Here is a 21100-nt window from a genome sequence, read left to right as displayed (position 1 = left end):
TCTTCATATCCATGCACTTGATGAGGAATTTATGGTGTTTGTAGTCACTCAGCTCAATGTTGTGCCGCATAAGCGACTGTGGGTGTTGGTCGATTCAGAAACAAACCTGCCACTTTTGTTTCCACTTAGATTTCTTGTCGACCGCCTGTCTTTACGTTCTGCGTCCACTCAAGCAACTACCCTCCAGGCGCTAAAGTTTTTCTATGAGTTTTGGTTTAATAAATATGGAGTAACTTTTTGCTTCAGTTTTTACCAGTCGGGACATAATCCTCTGATTGCTATTGAAGAGCTGGAAGCTTTTTTCCATTATTTGGAATGCGGAAAACCAGGTGTTCCTATACTCAGGATCACAAACCACCAAAAACCGACTACTCAAAGTTGCACGAATGCAAAGCATGTGCATTCGGTTATTCGCTTTATCACATATATGATTAACACTTATATTTCACCACGATATATGGATGAATCTCCTAAGGAATTGTCTCGTCTTTCCTCTCGATTGACAAATCGCGTATCGATGCTCCGGGATGAGTTTCAAATTGGTAAAATAAAAAAATCTCACAAACAATTCCGTAGCTTAACACCTGAGATGGTAAGGGTTTTTTACGAGGTTATCAGGCCGAGTTCACGTTCCCGAGCGAACCCTATTAACCCCTTCCCTATCGGCGAAATTCAGTTTCGTAATTATTTATCGAGAACAACGGCAAGATAAAGCCACCCTTCATCCGTGCGTAAATACGTGATATCGCCGGCCCATTTTTGATTCGGGCCGCTGGCGTAAAAATCCTGCTTCAATAGGTTCTCTGATACTGGCAACCCATGTTCACGGTAGCTGACCGGGCTGAACTTCCGAGCCGCGGCAGACGTTCTGTTGCCAGCCCTTTACGACGTCGTCTGCGTTTTACGCCCAGCCCTCTCAGATGATAAAGGCGGTACACGCGCTTGTGATTAACATGAAGGCCTTCACGGCGCAGTAACTGCCAGATGCGGCGGTAACCAAAACGCCTGCGCTCCAGTGCCAGCTCAGTGATGCGCCCTGATAAATGCGCATCAGCCGCCGGACGCTGAGCCACCTGAAGTGCCTCCTTATCCAGCATGGCTTCGGCAAGCAGCTTCTTGAGTCTTGCGTTCTCTTCCTCAAGCGACTTCAGGCGCTTAACCTCGGGCACCTCCATACCGCCATACTTCTTACGCCAGGTATAAAAGGTGGCATCGGAAATGGCGTGTTTGCGGCAGAGCTCACGGGCAGAAACCCCGGCTTCAGCTTCGCGGAGGATACTGATGATCTGTTCGTCGGAAAAACGCTTCTTGTCGGGTCCCTCCATGCAGGAACGGGAAGAGTGGATTACGCTAGCGGAACAAGTAAGAGCTCAGAACTATTTATCAAAATGTTACGCAAGTTGAGAAGCGCATATCACTGTGCCAAAACAATCACACTGATCGTTGATAATTACATCATCCACAAAAGCAAAAATACGTTGAGATGGTTGAAGCGGAAAACGAAATTTATTGTTATTTATCAGTTAGTTTGCTCGGTATGGGTAAGCAAAATAGAACTACTGTGTTTCCGGTTTTTTCAGCCATCAGTCGGTACTCTTCCGGTATCGGGTTATTCAGGGGTTCATGAGGTCGTTCCCTGTTATATTCCGGTCAGTCAGCGCTGTTTACATCAAGTATTCTAAAAGCTCTTTCTCATGAGAAGAAAATGACTCTCTCCCTCGTTGAAAGAGGACATCAAGTTTTTTGATATCATGCTCGAGTAGGTCGGTTGCCATTTCAGGCGCAACATATGAGTCACTAATTCGGATAGTTGGCACATCATCAAACATTATTTGACGCAGTTGATCCATAGACTGCGTATTTATCTCTAATGTTTTTTGCAATAATTGTATACTAACCAAGTACTTTCTAGCTAAACGCATAAGCAATTTAGGCTTGGGTTCTGGGTAATTACCAACACCAATATTAACCACGCGAATACTATCCCGCTCAATATTATAAGCCTTAATTGCATCTGCGATAGCATATAAAGTAGGGTTATTAGCACAGTAACCACCATCAATAAGTTCTATCTCCTCTCCTAAGGAGGTCCGAACGATAGTACGTTCAAAAAATGGGTAAGCGGAACAAGAAGCTTTGACTGCATCGGCGATACTAACACCAAATCCCGGAATGAACGATTTTCTCCGTCCATGGGCCTGCATTATATTTCCTTTGAAAATCATAGGACGTTCAGTTGACCACTTAGCAGCCACAACTCCTATGCCTGTTTTTACATCCTCAAACATCGCATCACCGAAAACCTCGTATGCTAACGCCTCTAATGCAACAGATCTGTCATGAGCTCTCTTTTTTGACATTATCGCGGGGACGTATTTTCGATAAAGTTCTAAAATAGAGTCAATATTGTAACCTAAAGAAATTAGTGATGCAATTATAGCTCCAGTACTAGTACCAAAAACCAAATCGAATTTCTGATGTAACGGAGTTTCTATCGACGACTCTATCTCTTTCAGTACGCCGAGAGTATAGAAACCTTTTGCGCCACCTCCATCCAGAGAAAGTATGCGTAATATTTTCCCTTCATCTTTTTCTTCCGCGAAATTAACCATCTCGACTCCAATTTTAATTTGGCAATCAGCAAGGATACTCTCTAAAAAAAGTATGCGCTATTCAATTCTATTAAAAAATTAAAACATGATTGAGTTATAGAATAATTTTAATTTTCCCTTGGTGAAATAATTTTATGCTACCATCCTGTGATACCTTAATTGCGACTCCATTTTTTGATAAATACTCTGCAACTTTTTCACCTGTGCCGCTTAGCGGCCCAGTAGTATTATTATCATGACTAATCATTGTAGAGAATGAAATAAGGCTGCCTTTTTTTGATAAAATAGCAGTCCCATCACTTGAAAAAATCCTTGTTATAATTGCTTTGTGATTTATATTTGTTATTGTAATTTCATCCTTTGTAAATACGTTGATGTTATTAGTGACACTTGCGATTTCCTCTTCATTCTCCGGCATCCAAATAATGCTGCTAGTTCTTCTATTAGATAGTAGAAAGAGATAATTCAGTAAGCTTTCCATTACATTGCGTTCTGCTTTCAATAGCGAACAAAGCATGAAAATGTACCATTCTAAATTACGGAAAATCCATTTCCCCTCCTTATAATTAAAATCGATTCCTTTAGGAGTCGTAATCGAAAACTCAGCACAACCAGTAACTCTGAAGAGAATATCATTACCCTTCATCGTTTTGACTAAGTTGTAATTATCCACAAAGCCATTGTTTCTAATGTCGCTAGACTCCAGAGTGAAATAATTTTGTATTTGGGTTTTACCTCGACGCATCGTTGCAAGGAAAAAAGTCGACTCTCCATCAACTAAAAACCATAGCCGCTTATTTACTGTAGTGCTACCTATAATTACTAACTTTGAATGTAGTTCAGATAAAAACCCCCCTCTTTCTTTTAGACTTTTATTCTTTATAAAGTCGACATAAGATTTCGTTAAAAGTAAACCGGTTGTGAAAGAGTTACCTTCATATTGAAAGGAGGATATTTTGTGGAATGATTGCATTAACACTTGCAACGCACTCTGGTTATAATGCCCTTTACCTAGAAAGTGTACAATGGATTTCTCTAATAACTGATCACCAAAAAAAAAGTAGTCTTCGGCTAACTGAAGGCAAGTGTTATTACTTAGTTTACGAGCAATCACGGCTTCCAATGAATTTAAAAAACTAGGCACATATGATAAATTAACACCCATTATCTCTATCGAAAAAACATACTTAACTGTTTTGTTTTCTATAAACTTTCCTAATATAACGGTTTTTTCATCATCAATAATATAAACACCTCTATTTGGAAATAAGCTAACATCAAGGTCGTATTTGTCCTTTAAATAATTCATCGGCGAGGAGGTGTATTTTATTCTTGCGCAAAAAAATGAACTTAAAGAATCAACCAAGGTTGGAATAACTCTAAATTCTAACTTTTTATATCCTTTCATTTCAGAGTAGTTTTGCAAAATTAAATCCTTATTCTTGATGAATAGTAGTTGACTGCTATTTTTTAAATCACTTTCCCTCGAAAACTTTATTGCTGGTTTTTCATGTCTTCGCGATATATGTAATGCGAGGTCTAAATAACTTTGCATATTATCGCTCCACTTTAGCCAGACCATGATGATTGCCGGGGAACGGTGAGGCCGCATTCATAAATTGATTTACCCGACCCAGCAATTGCCACATATATCGGCACTGATGGTTACGCGTTATGGTTTCGTGCAACGACAGCCACAGCAATTCTATTGGATTCAGCCACGGCGAATACGTTGGCAGGAACAACAACCTGAACTTCTTGTTTTTCTCCAGCCAGCGCTCCACCTTGTGGCTTTTATGGATAATGTAGTTATCTACCACTATCGTGAGCGTTTTTGCTCGCCGGTATGTGCGCCGTAATGCCTCTAACAGATTGATAAATAAATCAGAGCACTTGCTGTTACCGCCGACATAATGGACTCGCCTCGTGTCCGAATGCAGTGCACCTGCCAGATAATGTTTTTGGTTATGTCCCGGCGTAGTAATACGCTTCTGTTGTCCTTTGAGCATCCAGTCTGCACCGATTTTCGGGTTCAGGTCGATATCGACTTCATCCTGATAGAATACCGGATGGTCGGTCTGCTTCCGCGCGACAGCGTGTTCGATGGCGAGTCGCTTTTCCTCATAGTGCGGGTCTTTGATTTTCAGTGTCGGTGCGGCTCTGCGCCAGACAATACCCGCTCGTCTCAGGTAACGGTGCAACGTGGCGGGATGAAGCGCTACATTAAAAAGCCGATTAACGATAAGTACCAATAACTCAGTGCTCCATCGGGAACGCAGCCAGCCGAAATCCTGCGGAGAGCGTTGTACCAGCAGTGGAAGAACCTGAAGAATATCAGCGACAGGCCACCGGGGAGCACGTCCGGACCTGAGACTTTGTAGTCCTTCAATACCATGTAAAGTAAACCAATTAATCCATCGACCGACGGATGAGCGGGCAGCGCAGAGCAGTCTGGCAACGTCGGTGACGGTCATCCCGCGATGCAACATCAGCATGGCAATGAGTCGTCTGGCGTAATTTTTATCGCGTGTCTGCTGGATTTCTTTACGCATCAGTTGTCGTTCTTCATCAGGGATTACTGCTATGATCGGCATCGCTCAGTCCGGTTGGTGATTTGTGATGTTTGGCGATTGATCAGATCGCTCAATTCGGACTGAGTTCCCTCCAAGTGATCTATTATTTTGCAAAGTTATTTAGTGCATCGTTATATTTATCATTTAAAATCCGGCTATCATATACTCGCTGTCCATTATCCTTGCGGATCAGTCTGTGGGCTTGCTGCGCCAGGCATAAAGCTGTGATTCATACAGGCTGAGTTATCGTGCAGCGGCGGCAACACCGATATGCTCTGCAAGCTTGAGAGCCTCGTTGCGAAATTCAGGTGTGTGCTGTTTACGGAGCTTCTTAGTGGTTGATGATGGTTTTGTCATGAGTCACCTCTGATTGAGAGTTTACTCACTTAGTGGCGTGTCCACTATTGGTGGGTAAAATCAGACCAAACTTGCTACTACGGATTGAACTTATCCTCCGCTGGAAAAACCAACCAGCCTTGACAACGCTACCGCCCTCAGAGATATCAGTTCCGATTAAGTATTGATGTATCTGAATGTTAACAAAATTCATGAATAGCTCAAGAAGACAATCAGATAAACCCTAAAGCTTGATAGGCCTGACTATGCGATTATGGTGGGAAACGGTTCATGAACGGAAGAAAAGTAAGCGGCCAGAAAATGCTCATAAGAAGCGGATTCTCTGTTAGTTCGTGAAGTTATTTGAAAGTTAACTCTTCTTTCTATTAAAAATACTCATTCAAAGCAAAGAGATATGGCATCTGTTGTTTATGAATTGGATTCTCACTCAACATAAGTTAATAACCTGTGATGGTAAATAAGTTCATAAGCCACATCCACGTTGCGATAAATCAATACGTTAGTAATTTCTGACTTCCCTCCCGTTTCTTGCGTTAGGTACAGAGTACATTTTCTTCATAACCATAATTATTAGGAGATAAATTTGGTCTGATCATCACGACTGTTGAGGACGGATACGATCCCAGAAAAGGTGCGCATGTTCATGCTCACCCAGCTCAATATCAACCACCGACATCGGCTATGGGTGTTGATGGATACTTGGACCAGCCAGCTTCTGCTGTATCCCTTACAATATCTTGTAGATCATCTAGCGTTGCGTTCACCGGCTACAATATCCGGGCAGCGTGTCTGCCCAGATAAATATTTAGAAATGGAATAAACGAGAAATTTGTCGAAAACACATTTCCGGCGCCCACTCAATGCCCGTCAGAACCAGTATTTTAAGGGATTATAGGTCAGGTAAATGTGTTTCTTCATGGATGTGAAAGATGTCCCTGAAAGCCTGAGTTTACCGAACGTTAAACCACCCCGTAGTGTCTTCGATAATGCCCCACAGTTTTCGAGGGATAGCAAGTGACTCGACGTCGCAAGCTGCCACGTCGAGAGCGATCGGATCTGAAGATTCACCACTCGCAATCCGAACCCAGTCAGGATTCATAACTAGTCCCTGCCCGATTGCGGCAAGAGAAAGGCCCGCCGCAAGGGCGTCGTCGGCTTGCTCTGGTGTCCTGATCTGACCCGCAGCGATGAACGGTATGCGGCCGTCGAGATGGTCTCGAACGATTTCAATGATTTTAGGACCGTTCGGCCCGTCGACTGGCCGAGCTTCCAGCGCATTACCTAATGAAACATGAAGATAGTTGATACCAACATCTATCAAGTTATCAATGAGCTGAAGAGAGTCTTTTATTCGTAAGCCATCTTCATGTGATTCATCAAGAGTGATCCGATAACCGAGCAGAAAAGGACCAGTGGCATGTTCGGAAATAGTTTTACGCACTTCACTGGCAACGGCGAGTGGAAAGCGCATACGGTTATCAGGAGAACCACCCCAGCAATCGGTGCGTTGATTAAAATGTGGTGAGAAGAAATTCTGCAGTAAAAAGCCATGTGCGCCATGGAGTTCAACACCATCAAAACCAGCTTCAATAGCACGCCGAGTTGCTTCACCAAAGGCCTGAACGACCATGAGAACTTCCTCATTTTGAAGTTCACGAGGAGTGACGGAGGGAGCCGACGGACCGGCATCCCCGGGAACGGCGCTCGCAGCCACAATGTCAGAGACGAGATCGGGTCGGGTTTTGACACCTGCGTGGAAAACTTGCAGAATCGCCGGTGCCCCACCGCTTTTTGCTGCTGCAGCAAGCCGCTTTAAGCTGGGAATAAATTTGTCATCATAAGCAGCAAACTCACCGGTAAATCCAATGCCATTTTCCTGTACATGCGTGCAACCGGTAATGACCAGACCAATATCCTTCACACGTAAACGGTAATAAGCCTCTTCATCTTCAGACACCGTGCCGTCGTCGTTACCAGACCAGGTCGTCATCGGTGCCATGACAATACGGTTACGTAAAGTAATACCCTGACCCAGTGAGAGTTTTTCAAAAAGTGCAGCGTGTTTCATCGATGATTTTCCTTATACGAGATTTTTCTTGAAGAACGGGGCCAGCTTTTTAGCCGCGGTAGTTGCACCCTTGCCATCGTAGAGATCCATGTGCGTCGCACCCGGGATGATATAGAGTTCTTTTTGCTCTGAGGCAGCACTGGTATGCAGTTGCTGGCTATGCCAGAGTGACCCTGCTTTGCTACCGGCTATCATCAGGAGGGGTTGTGTGATGTAAATATCCGCGCCTTCAAATCCAGTAAAGGACGCCAGAGTGCTGATACTGGTCATTAACATCTGATTGGTTGATGTCGGGTATCTACCGCGGGCTGTCAAATAGTAATCAGCGGCTTCCTGAAGATCACGAGGTGCAGTAGTGTCCCCGATTTTAGGTACATAGTTGACATAGACGGGGGCTCCCCCCGCGGCTTCTGCCGAGCGCTGCTTAGCGACAGCGTCCAGAGTCTGAATAAGTTCAGACTCATTCGTATTACCCTCCCAGCCCTTCCGGGTTGCTGCACCCACATCTACCGCACTGACTGTTGCCAGCACTTTAATACGTCGTTCGGTCATGGCGGCTTTCACGGTAATACCACTACCCGCACAAACTCCCAGTGCGCCGATGCGTGCGGTATCAACATAAGGCAGCGTAGTCAGGTAATCGACAGCACTGTAGAAATCACCGACACGTTTCATAGGGTCATCAAGAAAACGAGGCAAACCGCCACTGGCCCCCTGATGTGACGCATCAAAGGCAAGCGTAACAAAGCCAGCTTCCGCCAACTTGAGTGCGTACAGACCCGCCGTCTGCTCTTTTACGCCTCCGCCGGGGTGTACCACGACGATTGCAGCATACTTTTGATCTTCGCTGAAACCTTTGGGAAGATAGATGTTACCCGACATCATAATCTCGTGATTCCTGAACATGACACTCTGGACGGTGACACCGTCAATATGGGTTGTCGTTCCGGAAACACTCGGCGTCGGGGGAAGTACTGCTGATGCCTTACCTGCCATCAAAAAGCCAGCTGAGACAACCGAGCTTTTCAGGATGAAATTTCGGCGGCTGAGCCCACCTGTTTTATTGCTCATTGCAAGACTCCTTCATTCATTCGATGACAGCGGCGAATAGTTCATTTGTCATTTCAGAAATCATCATACTTCCAATGATATTCAGAGATTAGATGCTTAATAGTGCATGAGCTTAGAAAGGTATTTTCTTAATAAAATCGAATCGATAAGATTCATGTAGACGGGGTATTTATGTGGGGAAGTTATACGCTGGGATATCGGAGAGCATCGAGTACCAGCATAAAGGCCCGCGAATGCTGCTTCCGGCTGGGATAGTAAAGATGATAAGCAGGCCGTGGAGGGCACCAGTCAGCAAGAACCTGAACCAGTTTGCCATTTTTTAGCTCGGCATCTACCGTGTCTTTTGGCAGGTATGCGAGACCCAGACTATCAAGAGCAGCCTGACGCATCATACTTATTGTGGCAAATGTCCCCTGCCCATCAACGCGAACTTTAATCTCATTACCCTCCTTATAAAACTCCCACGTATAAATGCTTCCCAGAGTTGGAAGTCGTAATTTGATGCAACTATGGTGGCTAAGATCACTGGGGATCACAGGAACCGCCTTCCTTTTAAGGTAAGAGGGAGAACCCACCACAGCAAAACTAAAGTTTTCCGCAAGCGGCAGGGAGATCATGTCCTTATCAACCTGCTCCCCGAGTCTCACACCTGCGTCATAACGTTCCGCAACGATATCTTTAAGCCCGTACTCACTAATAATCTCAATATTGATATCAGGATATTTCAGGAGCATGGGCGCGAGTTTAGGCCAGAGGAGGGTTTCAGCTGCATGCTCAACCGAGGTGATGCGTACCGTGCCTGCCGGTTTTTCACGCATCCCGCTGAGTGCAGCGATTTCATCTTCAATTTGATCGAAATGTGGCCCGATGCGACTGAGGAGACGTTCGCCAGCTTCGGTAACCGAGACACTGCGGGTTGAACGTGTCAGGAGGCGAATACCCAGATGTGCCTCCAGAGTTCTGATTGTGTAGCTTAACGCAGATTGTGAGACACCCAACTGTGCTGCTGCTTTGGTGAAACTCTGTTCACGCGCGACCGCGATAAAAGCCTGATAATCGTTAATATTCTTTCTGCGCATTGATAATCCCTCTTGATTAATCACAATCTTAAGAAGTACGTAACGCGGAATTCTGATGATGGCGTTGTGCGATCCGTACTATAGCGTCAGTAACGAGTGCATTTAGCTGATTCGGAATATCATGCCCCATGCCGTCAATAAGCATAAATTCAGCCTCTGGGATATTTATGGCAACGTCTTCACCATGTGAAGGAACGAACAGAGGGTCATCAGTACCGTGGACCACCAGTGTCGGAGCCGCTATCGTAGCGAGTAGTTTCCGCCTGTCGCCAGAAGCAACAAGAGCCGCCATTTGTCTTGTAAATCCTTCTGGGTTGAAACAACGTCTGAGTTCCTCCTTGAATTGACTGCGGTACCTCTCAGTATCAAAGGGATAGATCTTACCCGCTAACCGCTCAGCCAGCCGCAGGCGGTGATTAAGATATTCGGGTTCATTAAGGAAAGGATTGGGAGCTGGCTGCGTCATCAGAGCCATGACGTCCGACGTTGTCTGCGGCAACGAAGGGTTTCCGGAACTTGACATAATTATTGAGAGCGATAGCACCCTTTCAGGATGATGAGCGGCAATAATCTGGGCGATCATCCCTCCCATTGACCGGCCCACAAAATGCGCCGCTGTAATTGAAAGGGCATCCATCATACCGATTAAATCCCCCGCCATATCATCTAACGTGTAAGGAACGTCCGGTTGACGGTTTGCTGATATGGCTTTATTAACCTCTCCCATATTTGGAACAGGAGAGTCGTAGAAATGTGAGGAGCACCCTACATCGCGATGATCGAAACGAATAACGCGATAGCCTCTGCTTACAACGTTTTGACAAAATGCATCGGACCAACTGATCATCTGAGATCCAAGTCCAGCGACAAGGATGATAATTTCTGCCGATTCGTCGCCAAAACTCTCATAAGCAATATTGACACCTTTATTTCGTATATGACCGTACATAATAAACTCCATTACCTTTTAAGAAGGTTTCAACAGTGGACTTATGAACACCTGTATTGCTTGTTACCTATGAAAGGTCGTGAAGATCGCTATCGAGCGGAGTAGTCAATAATATTTCGGTAAACTCGGCGCTTAATCCCTTTCTTTTAGGAGAGCAGCACATCACGCCAATGAATCTTTTTCGTGTCCCGGGCCATGTACATAATCTCAGCAAGGGCCAATTTTTTCCGTCAATAGAATATTGGATGCGTATAACATCGCTTTTAGATGTTACCCGCATCCAAAAGTCGCCTGGATTTCCCGGAAAAAGTCCTGTCGACCAGTCAGAATTATTGTTAGTGACAACGCATCCGATAGATGGCTGTCCATCATTAAATTCTATTCCGGCCTTAATCCACGTTGTCTCAGTTCCTCCAATGAAAATCCCCGCTTGATCGTACAGGGCTCTGAAGTCCGCTTTGATTCTGACCTGAAAAGTGAAATCACTCTCAGTTTCTTTCCCGTACACATGTCCGGTGTAATGGCTGAAGTCATAGTAAGTATTTTCCCAAAAGTCAGTGTTAGCATCACTCACTATAACTATTCTGTCTTCGCTAACTTCTGAATATTCAGGGCGATTTATCCACGTATTTTGTTCAGGTTCTGACAATGCCATTACTTCCTCCATCTTGAGTTATATTTCCGCTAGTCTTTAGGCTGCACGATGTGGAACGGTCTGGTACCGATTTCAGCACCGGTAATACGGTCTATCGCTACGGGCCGCACTTCAAGTCCGGTTTCATCATCAAGGATCTGCATGAGTTCACCTTCACCGCGGTATTTTCGTCCCCATGCTTCATACATAAACAGCACAGGTAAAAAGTCCCGTCCCGACTCTGTCAGAACGTATTCCTCGCGTGGCGGATGTTCTGAATACAGCCTCTTTTGCAGAAGATTTTCCTGAGTCAGTGAGGCCAGCCGCTTGGTTAACATCGTCGGCACAATCCCCAGACTTTTACGGAATTGATCAAAACGGGTCATTCCAGCATGAGCATCCCTGAGTATCAGCACTGTCCATGCGTCCCCTAAAAAAACGAGGCTTCTTGCAATAGGACAAGATCCGGTTGAGAAATCTTTATTTTTCATAATATTCACTAAAATTAGGTTGGAACTTAATTGATTTTAAAACACATTTTCAAAGTTGACTTGTTGACTGAGGAAAACGCGAGTATCTACAACACCTTGTCGTCACTTCCTAAATGGTCAGCAGAGGTAATCAGTCAACCCTGAGTGTAATAAATCACATGTATGAAGCATCAACTATTTCCCCATTTTTCCCTTCACAACCTTCACGCAATACTGTAATCGCAGGCAGTTTTTTTAATAAACCAGGGGGTATACCCACCGCATTGCTAGCACGATGAGTATGAATCCTTTCTTACAATTTTATCAAAATCGCCGCAGCAACGCTCTTAACTGCTTATAAGACGTTAAATATTCAGTACATCTTAGACTTGAACAGACTTGACGCTTCACCACTTTCAAAGCCTGAGATGCCCAAGAATGCCGCTTTTCTTTGTTACTATCTTTTTTGTATTGACTGACTATCTAAACGATACTAACATCCATTTCGTCAACCGTCCAATATTGAGGAACGTGTAGACCAGTTAGTCAACGCCGCACTTATAGGTTTTGACCGCCAAGAACTGGTCACGATCCCTCCTGTTCCTGACATTGAGGAATGGAATTCATTTGAGCATGCAAGAATGCTTCTGGCCCAGGGTTTTAGCAACAGCCGTGCAGCAGCACGCTATAGAAACTGAAAACCTGCCATTTATTAAAATGGTAAATGTCAGCACTAGCACGACTCTATGATTTAAAAAAGAAGTCGTGCCTATAATAATAAGTGGAAGGAAACAGATATGAGTAAAGTAGAACAGAATGCCCAGCACAATATCCAACAAACTTCACCTAATGCAGCGGTTCAGTCTGGGCTTCAGGAGTGGCATCGCATCATCGCTGAAGCAGATTGGGAACGGCTGCCTGATTTACTTGCTGAAGATGTTGTTTTCAGTAACCCATCAACGTTCGACCCATACCACGGCAAGGGACCACTGATGGTTATTCTGCCAGCCGTCTTTAGCGTACTTGAAAACTTTCAGTATGCTAGACACTTTTCCAGCAAATCAGGTTATGTTTTAGAGTTCAACGCCAATATGGGTGACGAACTTCTCACCGGTGTCGATCTTATTGAATTTAATGATGCTGGTAAAATCACTGATTTAGTCGTAATGATGCGCCCTGCAAGCGTCGTAATAGACCTTTCCGCAGAAGTTGGAAAGCGTATCGCTGCAGCGCAAAGCTAAGTGGTCTATATAACCGCTAGCCTGACTGCTATAGCTCACTGTCTATAGCAGTATTCTTATTATATTAATCAGAAATCGGTAATCTAGAGGAGTGAATCAAAAAACGGCTGATCGCCAGAATAATTAAAGTGAAGAAAAACGCGGTCGATACTTAATAAGTACCATCTAACGGAGGAATTATGGCAACAATAACTATGGATAGCAGCAGCGTGTCAAGCAGCTCGAAAGCGAGCTCAGGAGGCAACGGTTCACAAATTGCTGCGATAACCAAACAGATCTCTCAATTGACGCAAAAGCTAAAAGAGTTAGGCTCCGACACGACTCTTGATGCTAAAGAAAAAAAAGCGATGCAGGATATTATTCAGGCACAAATTCAAATGCTGCAAGCACAGCTCGCACAAATTCAGCAACAGCAAACTCAGAAGGCTGCGGATAAAAATATCGTAGGCGTTGAGGAGGTATCGAAAGATAATCCCACTCCCAAAGTTGCTGAAGGCGTCAATAGTCCAACGGAAGATAATGCTATAGATGTTTATGTATAGCGTTTAATGATTAACTTTCCTCGGTAAACTATTGAAAGTAGAGTCCGAATTTTATATGTCAGACTCTACTTACTCATTCCACCCTACGATATGGTGGGGAAATATCTGAAAAAGTATTGGCTCATACCTCACTAAAAACTGCGGTGAGCCAGCAATTAAGGTCAGTTTTGGAATATGAGCTTGATTAAGTCATACAAGAGATATGATTTTTCTGGCTTTTTCAAAATGGTCCAGCTTCATCTCCATGATCCACCATTGGGCGACTTCCATGAGTAATTCCGGATCATCGTTTTTGTTGGCAAAAAAAGCATAAAATGATACGCCAACATTATCTCCTTTAGCTGCAATCTTGGCTTCACATACTCTCACTATCTTCGTCCGAATACTGGCTCTCATTACCTTTCCTTGATGATGGCTTAGGACGCTCATACTAGCACTTTGCTGATGTAATCCTGTGTATTCGTGCCAATATTGTCATATCGGCATGGCCGCACAACATTGCCGCACGCCCTGCTTTCTTGTACCCTTCCCTTGCTACAAGCCCAATTCTGCACATAACATCTGAAACTACCGGACTTTTACTACATGACAGCTCATATTTCTAAAGACCCTTTACATGGCGTAACGCTTGAAATGCAAGTCAATGCGCTGGTTGACCGTTTTGGCTGGGTTGAGCTGGGTAAACTGATCAACATCAATTGCTTTAAAAGCGATCCAAGCGTGAAATCCAGTTTAAAATTTCTGCGTCGGACGCCGTGGGCTCGCGCCGAAGTTGAAGCACTGTATCTTGATTCTCTGGATGATGCCGCTCCCGTAACACCAGATGATAGTGCCACTGACCCATGGGCTAATAGTCGCAAAAATAAGAGCTAACTAACGTGAAAAAGCCAGTCGTACTTATTGCCGCTGCGCTTCTACTCGCCAGTTGCGCCTCCAAACCGCCGAGTTCACTTGTCACTCCGCTTCCTCCTGTTAAACAGCCACATCCGGCCACATCTCAGCAGCATCAGGAACCGGTGCGCGGTGTCTGGCTGGCGACCGTTTCCCGCCTCGACTGGCCGCCGGTGACATCAGTCAATACCAACAGCCCTGCCATCCGCATTACTCAGCAGCAGGAAGCGTTGAAAGGCAAGCTGGATAAATTGAAAAGTCTCGGTATCAATACCGTATTTTTCCAGATTAAGCCTGATGGCACCGCACTCTGGCCCTCTAAAATATTGCCTTGGTCAGATATGATGACAGGCCATATTGGTGAGGATCCTGGTTACGATCCGCTCCAGTTCATGCTGGATGAAGCGCACAAACGCGGCATGAAAGTCCATGCCTGGTTTAATCCCTATCGCGTATCCGTCAACACCAAGTCAGGAACCGTTGCGGAGCTAAACCGCACGCTGTCGCAGAATCCGGCCAGCGTATTTGTGTTGCATCGTGACTGGATTCGCACGGCTGGCGATCGCTTTGTGCTCGACCCAGGAATTCCGGAAGCACGAAACTGGATCACCAGTATCGTGGCCGAAGTCGTTGCGCGTTACGCTATTGATGGGGTGCAGTTCGATGACTACTTCTATGCTGAATCACCCGGCTCCGTTCTTAACGATGGAGAGACCTTTAAAAAGTATGGTCAGGGATTTGGCTCAAAAGCTGACTGGCGGCGACACAATACACAACAGCTGATTGAGCAGGTTTCGCGCACCATCAAGCAGTTGAAACCTGAGGTTGAATTCGGTGTCAGCCCTGCTGGCGTATGGCGCAACCGGTCGCACGATGCAGCAGGTTCCGACACACGAGGCGCGGCTGCCTATGATGAAGCCTATGCCGATACCCGCCTGTGGGTTCAGCAAGGGCTACTGGATTACATCGCCCCGCAGCTTTACTGGCCCTTTGCGCGCGATGCGGCTCGCTACGATGTATTGGCAAAATGGTGGGCGGATGTGGTGAAGCCCACAAGCACGCGCCTCTATATTGGCGTTGCACTGTATAAAGTGGGTGAACCGTCAAAGAATGAACCAGACTGGATGATCAGTGGTGGCGTGCCAGAACTGAAGAAGCAGCTCGATTTGAACGAGTCTACTCCGCACATTGACGGCACGATTTTGTTCAGAGAAAACTATCTCAATCAGCCACAAACTCAGGAAGCGGTCAATTATCTCAGAAACCGCTGGAATCCAATTTAACGGGTTGCAGCGGCATCCAAAATCTCTGTACTGTCCCCTTGTGCCCAATCACGTCTGAATCAAGCGCTTAAATAACAATTGCTTGATATCTTGTCGGTGAGCAAGAAGAGCATGGACAGTAACTCGATTATTTTCGATTGAATAGAGAACTCTATATCCTCCCGAAGTATTATATTCCCTGTATTTCCCGCACCCAATTTTCAACAGTTCAGGACTGATCTGACAGCTCAAGGGAAATTGTCGGATTTTACTCTCAAATTGATCCAGAATTTCATTGATCACCGGGCCGGGTTCTACATCAACACGGCGAAGATGGCTGACAATATCACTGATACAGATTTTGACCGTCGAGGTATATTCTATTTCCACTCTCGGTTCTTTCATTTAGCTTCCCTTCCTGATGATATTGTCAGCTCAGAATTCCAACCCATCCAGTAATTGTTCCCTGCTGAACACTTTCCCTTCAGATTTGTCTTTTTCAGACAGCGTCAGAAGTTTAAGCAGTGCAATGGCATTTTCGCGTTCCTGCTGTTGATCATAGGATTCAATAACGTAGGCTGGGACGCCATTCTGAGTCACCAAAATTGGCTCAGCGAGGTCAAGCGTGGCTGCGTTTTTTTTGATATAGCTAATCGTTTCGATCTTCATAATTCCTTCCCCTCCACCATTTCAGTCTTAATTTAGTCTTTATATAGACTGATCGCAACGCATAAAGCAGCATCACATTCCCCCTAGCCTGCGGTTTCCATTCCGTTTTCTCTAGCTAAAAGTGCTGTTTACTCCGTTCATTACCACCTTTTTGGCTCAAAAACCCTGCGGCGGGAGGTTTTTTTTTGCTTATTTAATAAGCATGTAAGATGGTCATGGCATCATGATCAGCAATTAATTACTCAACACATTGATTTTTATGTGAAAAAATAAAGTTTTCGAAACGAAATAAATCATTGAGTCGGTGGCTGAAAAACCCTATATTGGCCGCGTTTTTCTTATAGTAGTTACGTATTTAATTCATTTATTCAACTGTGATTGCCAGCGTGCACACGGTTGTAGGAGAGATATGATGACGGATAAAGTCCGTATTGACAGTTTAGGTGCGAATTCATTAAACGGAAACAATGAAACCTATTTGGCAAGACAAGCTGAATTTGAATCGAACGTGAGGAGTTATCCACGCAAATTGCCTCTGGCCATTGCGAAAGCTGAAGGTGTGTGGATCACTGATGTTGAGAATAATCAATATCTTGATTGTCTGGCTGGTGCGGGTACGCTGGCGCTTGGACATAACCATCCTGACGTGCTGCAAAGCATCCAACGTGTCATTACTAGCGGCTTGCCGTTACATACCCTTGATCTGACAACGCCGTTGAAAGATCAGTTCTCCGAATATCTGCTTTCCTTATTGCCTGGTCAGGGCAAAGAGTACTGCCTCCAGTTTACCGGCCCTTCTGGTGCCGATGCAGTTGAAGCCGCGCTGAAACTGGCAAAAAAATACACTGGCCGTTCTGGTGTGATCAGCTTCTCGGGTGGCTACCACGGCATGACACACGGTGCGCTGTCGGTAACCGGTAATCTGTCACCGAAAGAAGCCGTCGACGGCATGATGCCTGAAGTCCAGTTTATGCCTTATCCGCATCAGTACCGCTGCCCGCTGGGCATTGGCGGTGACGCTGGCGTTAAAGCATTAACCTACTATTTTGAAAACCTGCTCAACGACGTTGAGAGTGGCGTACGCAAACCGGCAGCGGTCATTCTGGAAGCTGTTCAGGGTGAAGGCGGCGTGAACCCAGCACCGGCCGAGTGGTTGCAGCGCATCCGTAAAGTGACGCAGGAACACGGTATTCTGCTGATCATCGACGAAGTTCAGGCCGGTTTCGCACGTACTGGTAAATTCTTCGCCTTTGAACACGCAGGCATTGAGCCAGATATCATCGTGATGTCCAAAGCGGTCGGTGGCGGCTTGCCATTAGCCGTACTGGGTATCAAGAAGCAGTTCGATGCCTGGGCACCGGGTCACCATACCGGCACCTTCCGCGGTAACCAACTGGCAATGGCAACGGGCCTGACGACGCTGATGCACCTCAAAGACAATCAGGTGGCAGATAAAGTCGCTGAGCAAGGTGAATGGCTGAAGGCCAAACTGGCTGAGCTGCAAAAACGTTATCCGGTAATCGGCCACATTCGCGGTTTGGGGTTAATGATCGGGATTGAGATGGTTAAGCCTGGCGAAGCGCAGGATCACATGGGTTGCTATCCAGCCGACGGCGATCTGTCTGCGCTGTTACAGAAAAAATGTTTTGAATCAGGCCTGATTCTGGAGCGCGGTGGCCGTAATGGTTGCGTTCTGCGTCTGCTGCCTTCCCTGCTGATCAGCAATGCTGAATTGGAAATCTTCCTGGATAAATTTGAAAACGCCCTGCTGTCTGCTGGCGTGAAGCCAGTCTGAGTGGAGCGAATGACCACGATGTCCCAATTAGTGGAAAAAGAAGTAGTGGAAACAGAAGCAGTTGAAACAAAAATCAACCCGATTCTGGCTTCTTCTGCGCAGAGTATTGAAGCCTATCAGGAAGCGATAACTCAAAGTAGCCAAGCCGTTATGCAGTGGCTGCAACAGCCTGAGATGTATCAGGGGAAAACGGTTGCTGAACTGCGTGAACGCATCACGCTGGATTTTAATCCTCAGGGCCTGGGTAACCAGGTCGCTATCGAGCGTGCAATTGAGTACTTTTTGAAAGACAGCCTGTCGGTGCATCATCCACAGTGTGTCGCTCACCTGCATTGCCCGAGTCTGGTGGTCAGTCAGGCGGCTGAAGTCTTGATTAACGCCACCAACCAGAGCATGGACTCTTGGGATCAAAGCCCGTCAGCCACCATCATTGAGATGAAGCTGATTGAATGGCTGCGTACTCAAGTCGGCTATCAGTCTGGCGATGCTGGCGTATTCACCAGTGGCGGCACTCAGAGCAACCTGATGGGGCTGATGTTAGCGCGTGATGCCTTCTTCGCACGTCAGGGACATTCGATCCAGCAAGACGGATTAGTCGGTAACCTGAAGAAAATTAAAGTGTTCTGTTCTGAAAATGCCCATTTCTCGGTGCAAAAGAACATGGCTTTATTGGGGCTGGGTTATCAATGCGTCACGCTGGTGAAAACCGATCGCTTCGCGCGGATGGATCTCAACGATTTAGCTGAGAAAGTAGCGTTGGCCAAGGTTAACGGCGAGCAGATTCTGGCGATTGTCGCGACGGCGGGAACCACTGATGCAGGAGCAATCGATCCTCTGCGGGCGATTGCGACACTGGCAGCGGAACACCAGATTTGGGTGCACGTTGATGCAGCTTGGGGCGGTGCACTATTGCTGTCCGAGAAGTATCGCGATTATCTGGACGGTATTGAATTGGTGGATTCCATTACATTGGATTTCCACAAACAATTCTTCCAGACCATCAGCTGTGGCGCATTCTTGCTGAAAGAAGCTCGCCATTATGAGCTAATGCGCTATCAGGCGGCTTACCTGAACTCTGAGTTCGATGAAGCGCAGGGTGTGCCGAATCTGGTGTCGAAATCATTACAGACGACGCGTCGTTTTGATGCGCTGAAACTGTGGATGGGTCTGGAAGCGTTAGGCCAACAGCAGTACGCGGCGATCATCGATCATGGCGTCACGCTGGCGCAGCAGGTTGCCCAGTATGTGGATGAACACGCCTCGCTGGAATTAGTAATGCAGCCGCAGCTGGCAAGCGTTTTGTTCCGTTCTCGTCCACAACAGGTGGCAACAGCGGATAATGCAACGATTGCACTGCTTAACCAACGTATTGGCGATGCACTGCTGGAATCAGGACGTGCCAACGTCGGGGTAACTGAGTTTGATGGCGTTACCTGCCTGAAACTGACATTGCTGAACCCAACGGTGAGCCTGGATGATGTCAAAGTCCTGCTGGCTCTGGTTGAAAGCACTGCACAGCAACTGCTGACAGCGTAATCTCCCCTGCTCTACAGCAGCATAAAAGCCGGTAACACTCACAGTGTTATCGGCTTTTTATTACGTATTTTTTAATACGAATATCCCGGTTTTTTTGCCAACGTATCCAAATGCGGTTTGATGATCGGATCGTAAACCTCATCCTTCCAGCGCTCTGGCTGAATTTCGTTGAACGCGACAGAAAGCGAATCATTAGAAGAACCGAAATGCTTCTTCAGAACGGCAGCGAGATCTTCAGCGACGATTTTCTTCTCTTCTTCAGACAGGTTTCTTGGGAAGTGTTTGACATCAATATGGGGCATGGGATGGTCCTTTTCAGTGATGAAACAGCACGTTGGTTAAGATAGCCAGTTAGTTAAGATAGCTAGTGTGCATGAAGACAGCAATAGGATAGTCCCGCCCGATGATAAACAATCCGCTTATGACAAATTGGCCTAAACTCATCGAAGTGTGTCATTCAGGCCACTGTTAGCGATCTGCCAGATTCTTATACTGCTTCTGTTTGGCGCGTAACGGCGCTGCCAGTTAACCCAATATAGGAACAATAAGATGAAAATAACGCAGATTCGTAATGCGACATTACAACTGGAATTTGGTGGAAAAACGTTTCTGATTGACCCGATGTTGGCACCAAAAGCAACCTATCCTGGCTTCCCCGGAACAGCGAATGATCATCTGCGTAATCCCTTGGTCGAGCTTCCTTTACCTATGGCGACGATTCTGGACGTTGATGCCGTGATTGTGACGCATACACACCTTGACCATTGGGATGATGCAGCTATCAAGGCCATCCCGAAAACGATGCCAATTTTCAGCCAAAATGCGCAAGATGCTGACCTCATTCGACGCGCGGGATTTATATCGGTACGTGTACTGGGTGAGCAGATGGAATATGACGGAATAACGCTGATAAAAACGGCTGGTCAGCACGGTTCTGATGAAACCTACGCCAACCCACAACTGGCGGAACGACTCGGTGAAGTCTGCGGTATCGTCTTTCAACATGCTAATGAGAAGTCATTTTATCTGGCTGGTGATACCGTATGGAATCAGCATGTTATCGATGTACTGACGGATTATTCTCCCGATGTGGTCGCATTGAATATCGGTAATGCATTCATCCCCAGTTTCGGTTCGATTATCATGGGAAAAGAGGATGTTCGGCGTGTACATCAGCTTGTGCCTAACGCGGCGATAGTTGCCACACATATGGAAGCGGTGAATCATTGCCTCCTGAGCCGTGCTGAACTCCGTGACTATCTGCACGAAGAAAAGCTTCAGTCCATCGCGCACGTACCGAACGATGGTGAAAGCGTGCAATTCTAAACCGGATAATACCGGAACATATTGA

General features: G+C 46.0%; 21 protein-coding genes and 2 pseudogenes. 9 read left to right on the top strand and 14 right to left on the bottom strand.

The window, feature by feature from the left end; genetic code table 11:
- The first annotated feature begins 31 nt into the window (after positions 1-31).
- A complete protein-coding gene (locus tag GZ59_RS23675; protein ID WP_155242705.1) occupies positions 32-712 on the top strand; it encodes an integrase in 681 nt (226 codons plus the stop codon).
- Here GZ59_RS23675 and GZ59_RS23270 read toward each other — a convergent pair.
- Positions 691-1325: pseudogene (locus tag GZ59_RS23270) on the bottom strand (transposase); the annotation flags it as partial. The gene GZ59_RS23675 and the pseudogene GZ59_RS23270 overlap by 22 nt on opposite strands.
- Between GZ59_RS23270 and GZ59_RS23895 the strand changes: the two are divergent.
- Positions 1299-1562: pseudogene (locus GZ59_RS23895) on the top strand (IS630 family transposase); the annotation flags it as partial. The pseudogenes GZ59_RS23270 and GZ59_RS23895 overlap by 27 nt on opposite strands.
- 102 nt (positions 1563-1664) lie before the next feature.
- Here the strand turns inward: GZ59_RS23895 and GZ59_RS11250 are convergent.
- The 9 genes from GZ59_RS11250 to GZ59_RS11210 form a co-directional block, all read right to left on the bottom strand.
- Positions 1665-2612: a patatin-like phospholipase family protein gene (locus tag GZ59_RS11250; protein ID WP_039291834.1), complete on the bottom strand. Its 948-nt coding sequence runs from the start codon at positions 2610-2612 to the stop codon at positions 1665-1667.
- A 94-nt stretch (positions 2613-2706) separates the two neighbouring features.
- A complete protein-coding gene (locus GZ59_RS11245) occupies positions 2707-4167 on the bottom strand; it encodes a hypothetical protein (RefSeq protein WP_039291830.1) in 1461 nt (486 codons plus the stop codon).
- A gap of 1 nt (position 4168) precedes the next feature.
- Positions 4169-5206, bottom strand: a complete 1038-nt coding sequence (locus tag GZ59_RS11240; RefSeq protein WP_039291827.1) for an IS630 family transposase — start codon at positions 5204-5206, stop codon at positions 4169-4171.
- A gap of 1285 nt (positions 5207-6491) precedes the next feature.
- A complete protein-coding gene (locus GZ59_RS11235; protein ID WP_039291824.1) occupies positions 6492-7610 on the bottom strand; it encodes an NADH-dependent flavin oxidoreductase in 1119 nt (372 codons plus the stop codon).
- Positions 7611-7622: 12 nt separating this feature from the next.
- Entirely contained in the window at positions 7623-8681 is a 1059-nt protein-coding gene (locus tag GZ59_RS11230) for an alpha/beta hydrolase (protein ID WP_226302312.1), read from the bottom strand.
- 182 nt (positions 8682-8863) lie between these two features.
- Positions 8864-9760 carry a LysR family transcriptional regulator gene (locus tag GZ59_RS11225; protein WP_011093789.1) on the bottom strand — a complete coding sequence of 299 codons (897 nt, stop codon included), beginning with the start codon at positions 9758-9760 and terminating at the stop codon, positions 8864-8866.
- 28 nt (positions 9761-9788) lie between these two features.
- On the bottom strand, positions 9789-10709 hold the full coding sequence (locus GZ59_RS11220) for an alpha/beta fold hydrolase (RefSeq protein ID WP_039291820.1): 921 nt from the start codon (positions 10707-10709) through the stop codon (positions 9789-9791).
- Between the two features lie 67 nt (positions 10710-10776).
- Positions 10777-11364: a DUF1349 domain-containing protein gene (locus tag GZ59_RS11215; RefSeq protein WP_373365832.1), complete on the bottom strand. Its 588-nt coding sequence runs from the start codon at positions 11362-11364 to the stop codon at positions 10777-10779.
- Positions 11365-11393: 29 nt separating this feature from the next.
- Positions 11394-11834, bottom strand: a complete 441-nt coding sequence (locus GZ59_RS11210; protein ID WP_039291815.1) for a winged helix-turn-helix transcriptional regulator — start codon at positions 11832-11834, stop codon at positions 11394-11396.
- A gap of 776 nt (positions 11835-12610) precedes the next feature.
- On the opposite strand from GZ59_RS11210, the gene GZ59_RS11205 reads away from it, so the two are divergent.
- Together GZ59_RS11205 and GZ59_RS11200 are read left to right on the top strand one after the other, a co-directional pair.
- Complete coding sequence (locus GZ59_RS11205; RefSeq protein ID WP_051122293.1) at positions 12611-13054, top strand: nuclear transport factor 2 family protein; 444 nt, start codon at positions 12611-12613, stop codon at positions 13052-13054.
- Positions 13055-13233: 179 nt separating this feature from the next.
- Complete coding sequence (locus GZ59_RS11200) at positions 13234-13596, top strand: FlxA-like family protein (RefSeq protein ID WP_011093795.1); 363 nt, start codon at positions 13234-13236, stop codon at positions 13594-13596.
- Positions 13597-13785: 189 nt separating this feature from the next.
- Here GZ59_RS11200 and GZ59_RS11195 read toward each other — a convergent pair whose 3' ends face one another.
- On the bottom strand, positions 13786-13992 hold the full coding sequence (locus GZ59_RS11195) for a DUF6500 family protein (protein ID WP_039291813.1): 207 nt from the start codon (positions 13990-13992) through the stop codon (positions 13786-13788).
- 189 nt (positions 13993-14181) lie between these two features.
- On the opposite strand from GZ59_RS11195, the gene GZ59_RS11190 reads away from it, so the two are divergent.
- Together GZ59_RS11190 and GZ59_RS11185 are read left to right on the top strand one after the other, a co-directional pair.
- On the top strand, positions 14182-14469 hold the full coding sequence (locus GZ59_RS11190; RefSeq protein ID WP_039291810.1) for a VF530 family protein: 288 nt from the start codon (positions 14182-14184) through the stop codon (positions 14467-14469).
- Between the two features lie 5 nt (positions 14470-14474).
- A complete protein-coding gene (locus GZ59_RS11185; protein WP_011093798.1) occupies positions 14475-15770 on the top strand; it encodes a glycoside hydrolase family 10-like protein in 1296 nt (431 codons plus the stop codon).
- A gap of 48 nt (positions 15771-15818) precedes the next feature.
- Here GZ59_RS11185 and GZ59_RS11180 read toward each other — a convergent pair whose 3' ends face one another.
- The gene (locus GZ59_RS11180; RefSeq protein ID WP_011093799.1) at positions 15819-16154 is read right to left on the bottom strand and encodes a type II toxin-antitoxin system RelE/ParE family toxin; all 336 of its coding nucleotides are present in this window, start codon (positions 16152-16154) and stop codon (positions 15819-15821) included.
- Positions 16155-16184: 30 nt separating this feature from the next.
- Positions 16185-16418 (bottom strand): type II toxin-antitoxin system Phd/YefM family antitoxin, encoded by a 234-nt coding sequence (locus GZ59_RS11175; protein ID WP_011093800.1) that lies wholly within the window; start codon positions 16416-16418, stop codon positions 16185-16187.
- Between the two features lie 412 nt (positions 16419-16830).
- Here GZ59_RS11175 and GZ59_RS11170 point away from each other — a divergent pair, with 412 nt between their 5' ends.
- Together GZ59_RS11170 and GZ59_RS11165 are read left to right on the top strand one after the other, a co-directional pair.
- Positions 16831-18213 carry a diaminobutyrate--2-oxoglutarate transaminase gene (locus GZ59_RS11170; RefSeq protein WP_011093801.1) on the top strand — a complete coding sequence of 461 codons (1383 nt, stop codon included), beginning with the start codon at positions 16831-16833 and terminating at the stop codon, positions 18211-18213.
- 18 nt (positions 18214-18231) lie between these two features.
- Positions 18232-19749: a pyridoxal phosphate-dependent decarboxylase family protein gene (locus GZ59_RS11165; RefSeq protein WP_011093802.1), complete on the top strand. Its 1518-nt coding sequence runs from the start codon at positions 18232-18234 to the stop codon at positions 19747-19749.
- Between the two features lie 71 nt (positions 19750-19820).
- Here GZ59_RS11165 and pptA read toward each other — a convergent pair whose 3' ends face one another.
- The gene (gene pptA / locus GZ59_RS11160) at positions 19821-20051 is read right to left on the bottom strand and encodes a tautomerase PptA (RefSeq protein WP_011093803.1); all 231 of its coding nucleotides are present in this window, start codon (positions 20049-20051) and stop codon (positions 19821-19823) included.
- Positions 20052-20298: 247 nt separating this feature from the next.
- On the opposite strand from pptA, the gene GZ59_RS11155 reads away from it, so the two are divergent.
- Positions 20299-21075, top strand: coding sequence for an MBL fold metallo-hydrolase (locus tag GZ59_RS11155; RefSeq protein WP_011093804.1), 777 nt, complete (start codon positions 20299-20301; stop codon positions 21073-21075).
- The last annotated feature ends 25 nt before the right edge of the window (positions 21076-21100 follow it).

Origin of the sequence: Pectobacterium atrosepticum (assembly GCF_000740965.1) — a bacterium.
In the GTDB taxonomy this organism is placed as follows: Bacteria; Pseudomonadota; Gammaproteobacteria; order Enterobacterales; family Enterobacteriaceae; genus Pectobacterium; species Pectobacterium atrosepticum.
Note: the sequence above shows the minus strand (reverse complement) of the source record. Positions and strands in the feature narration are given on the sequence as shown.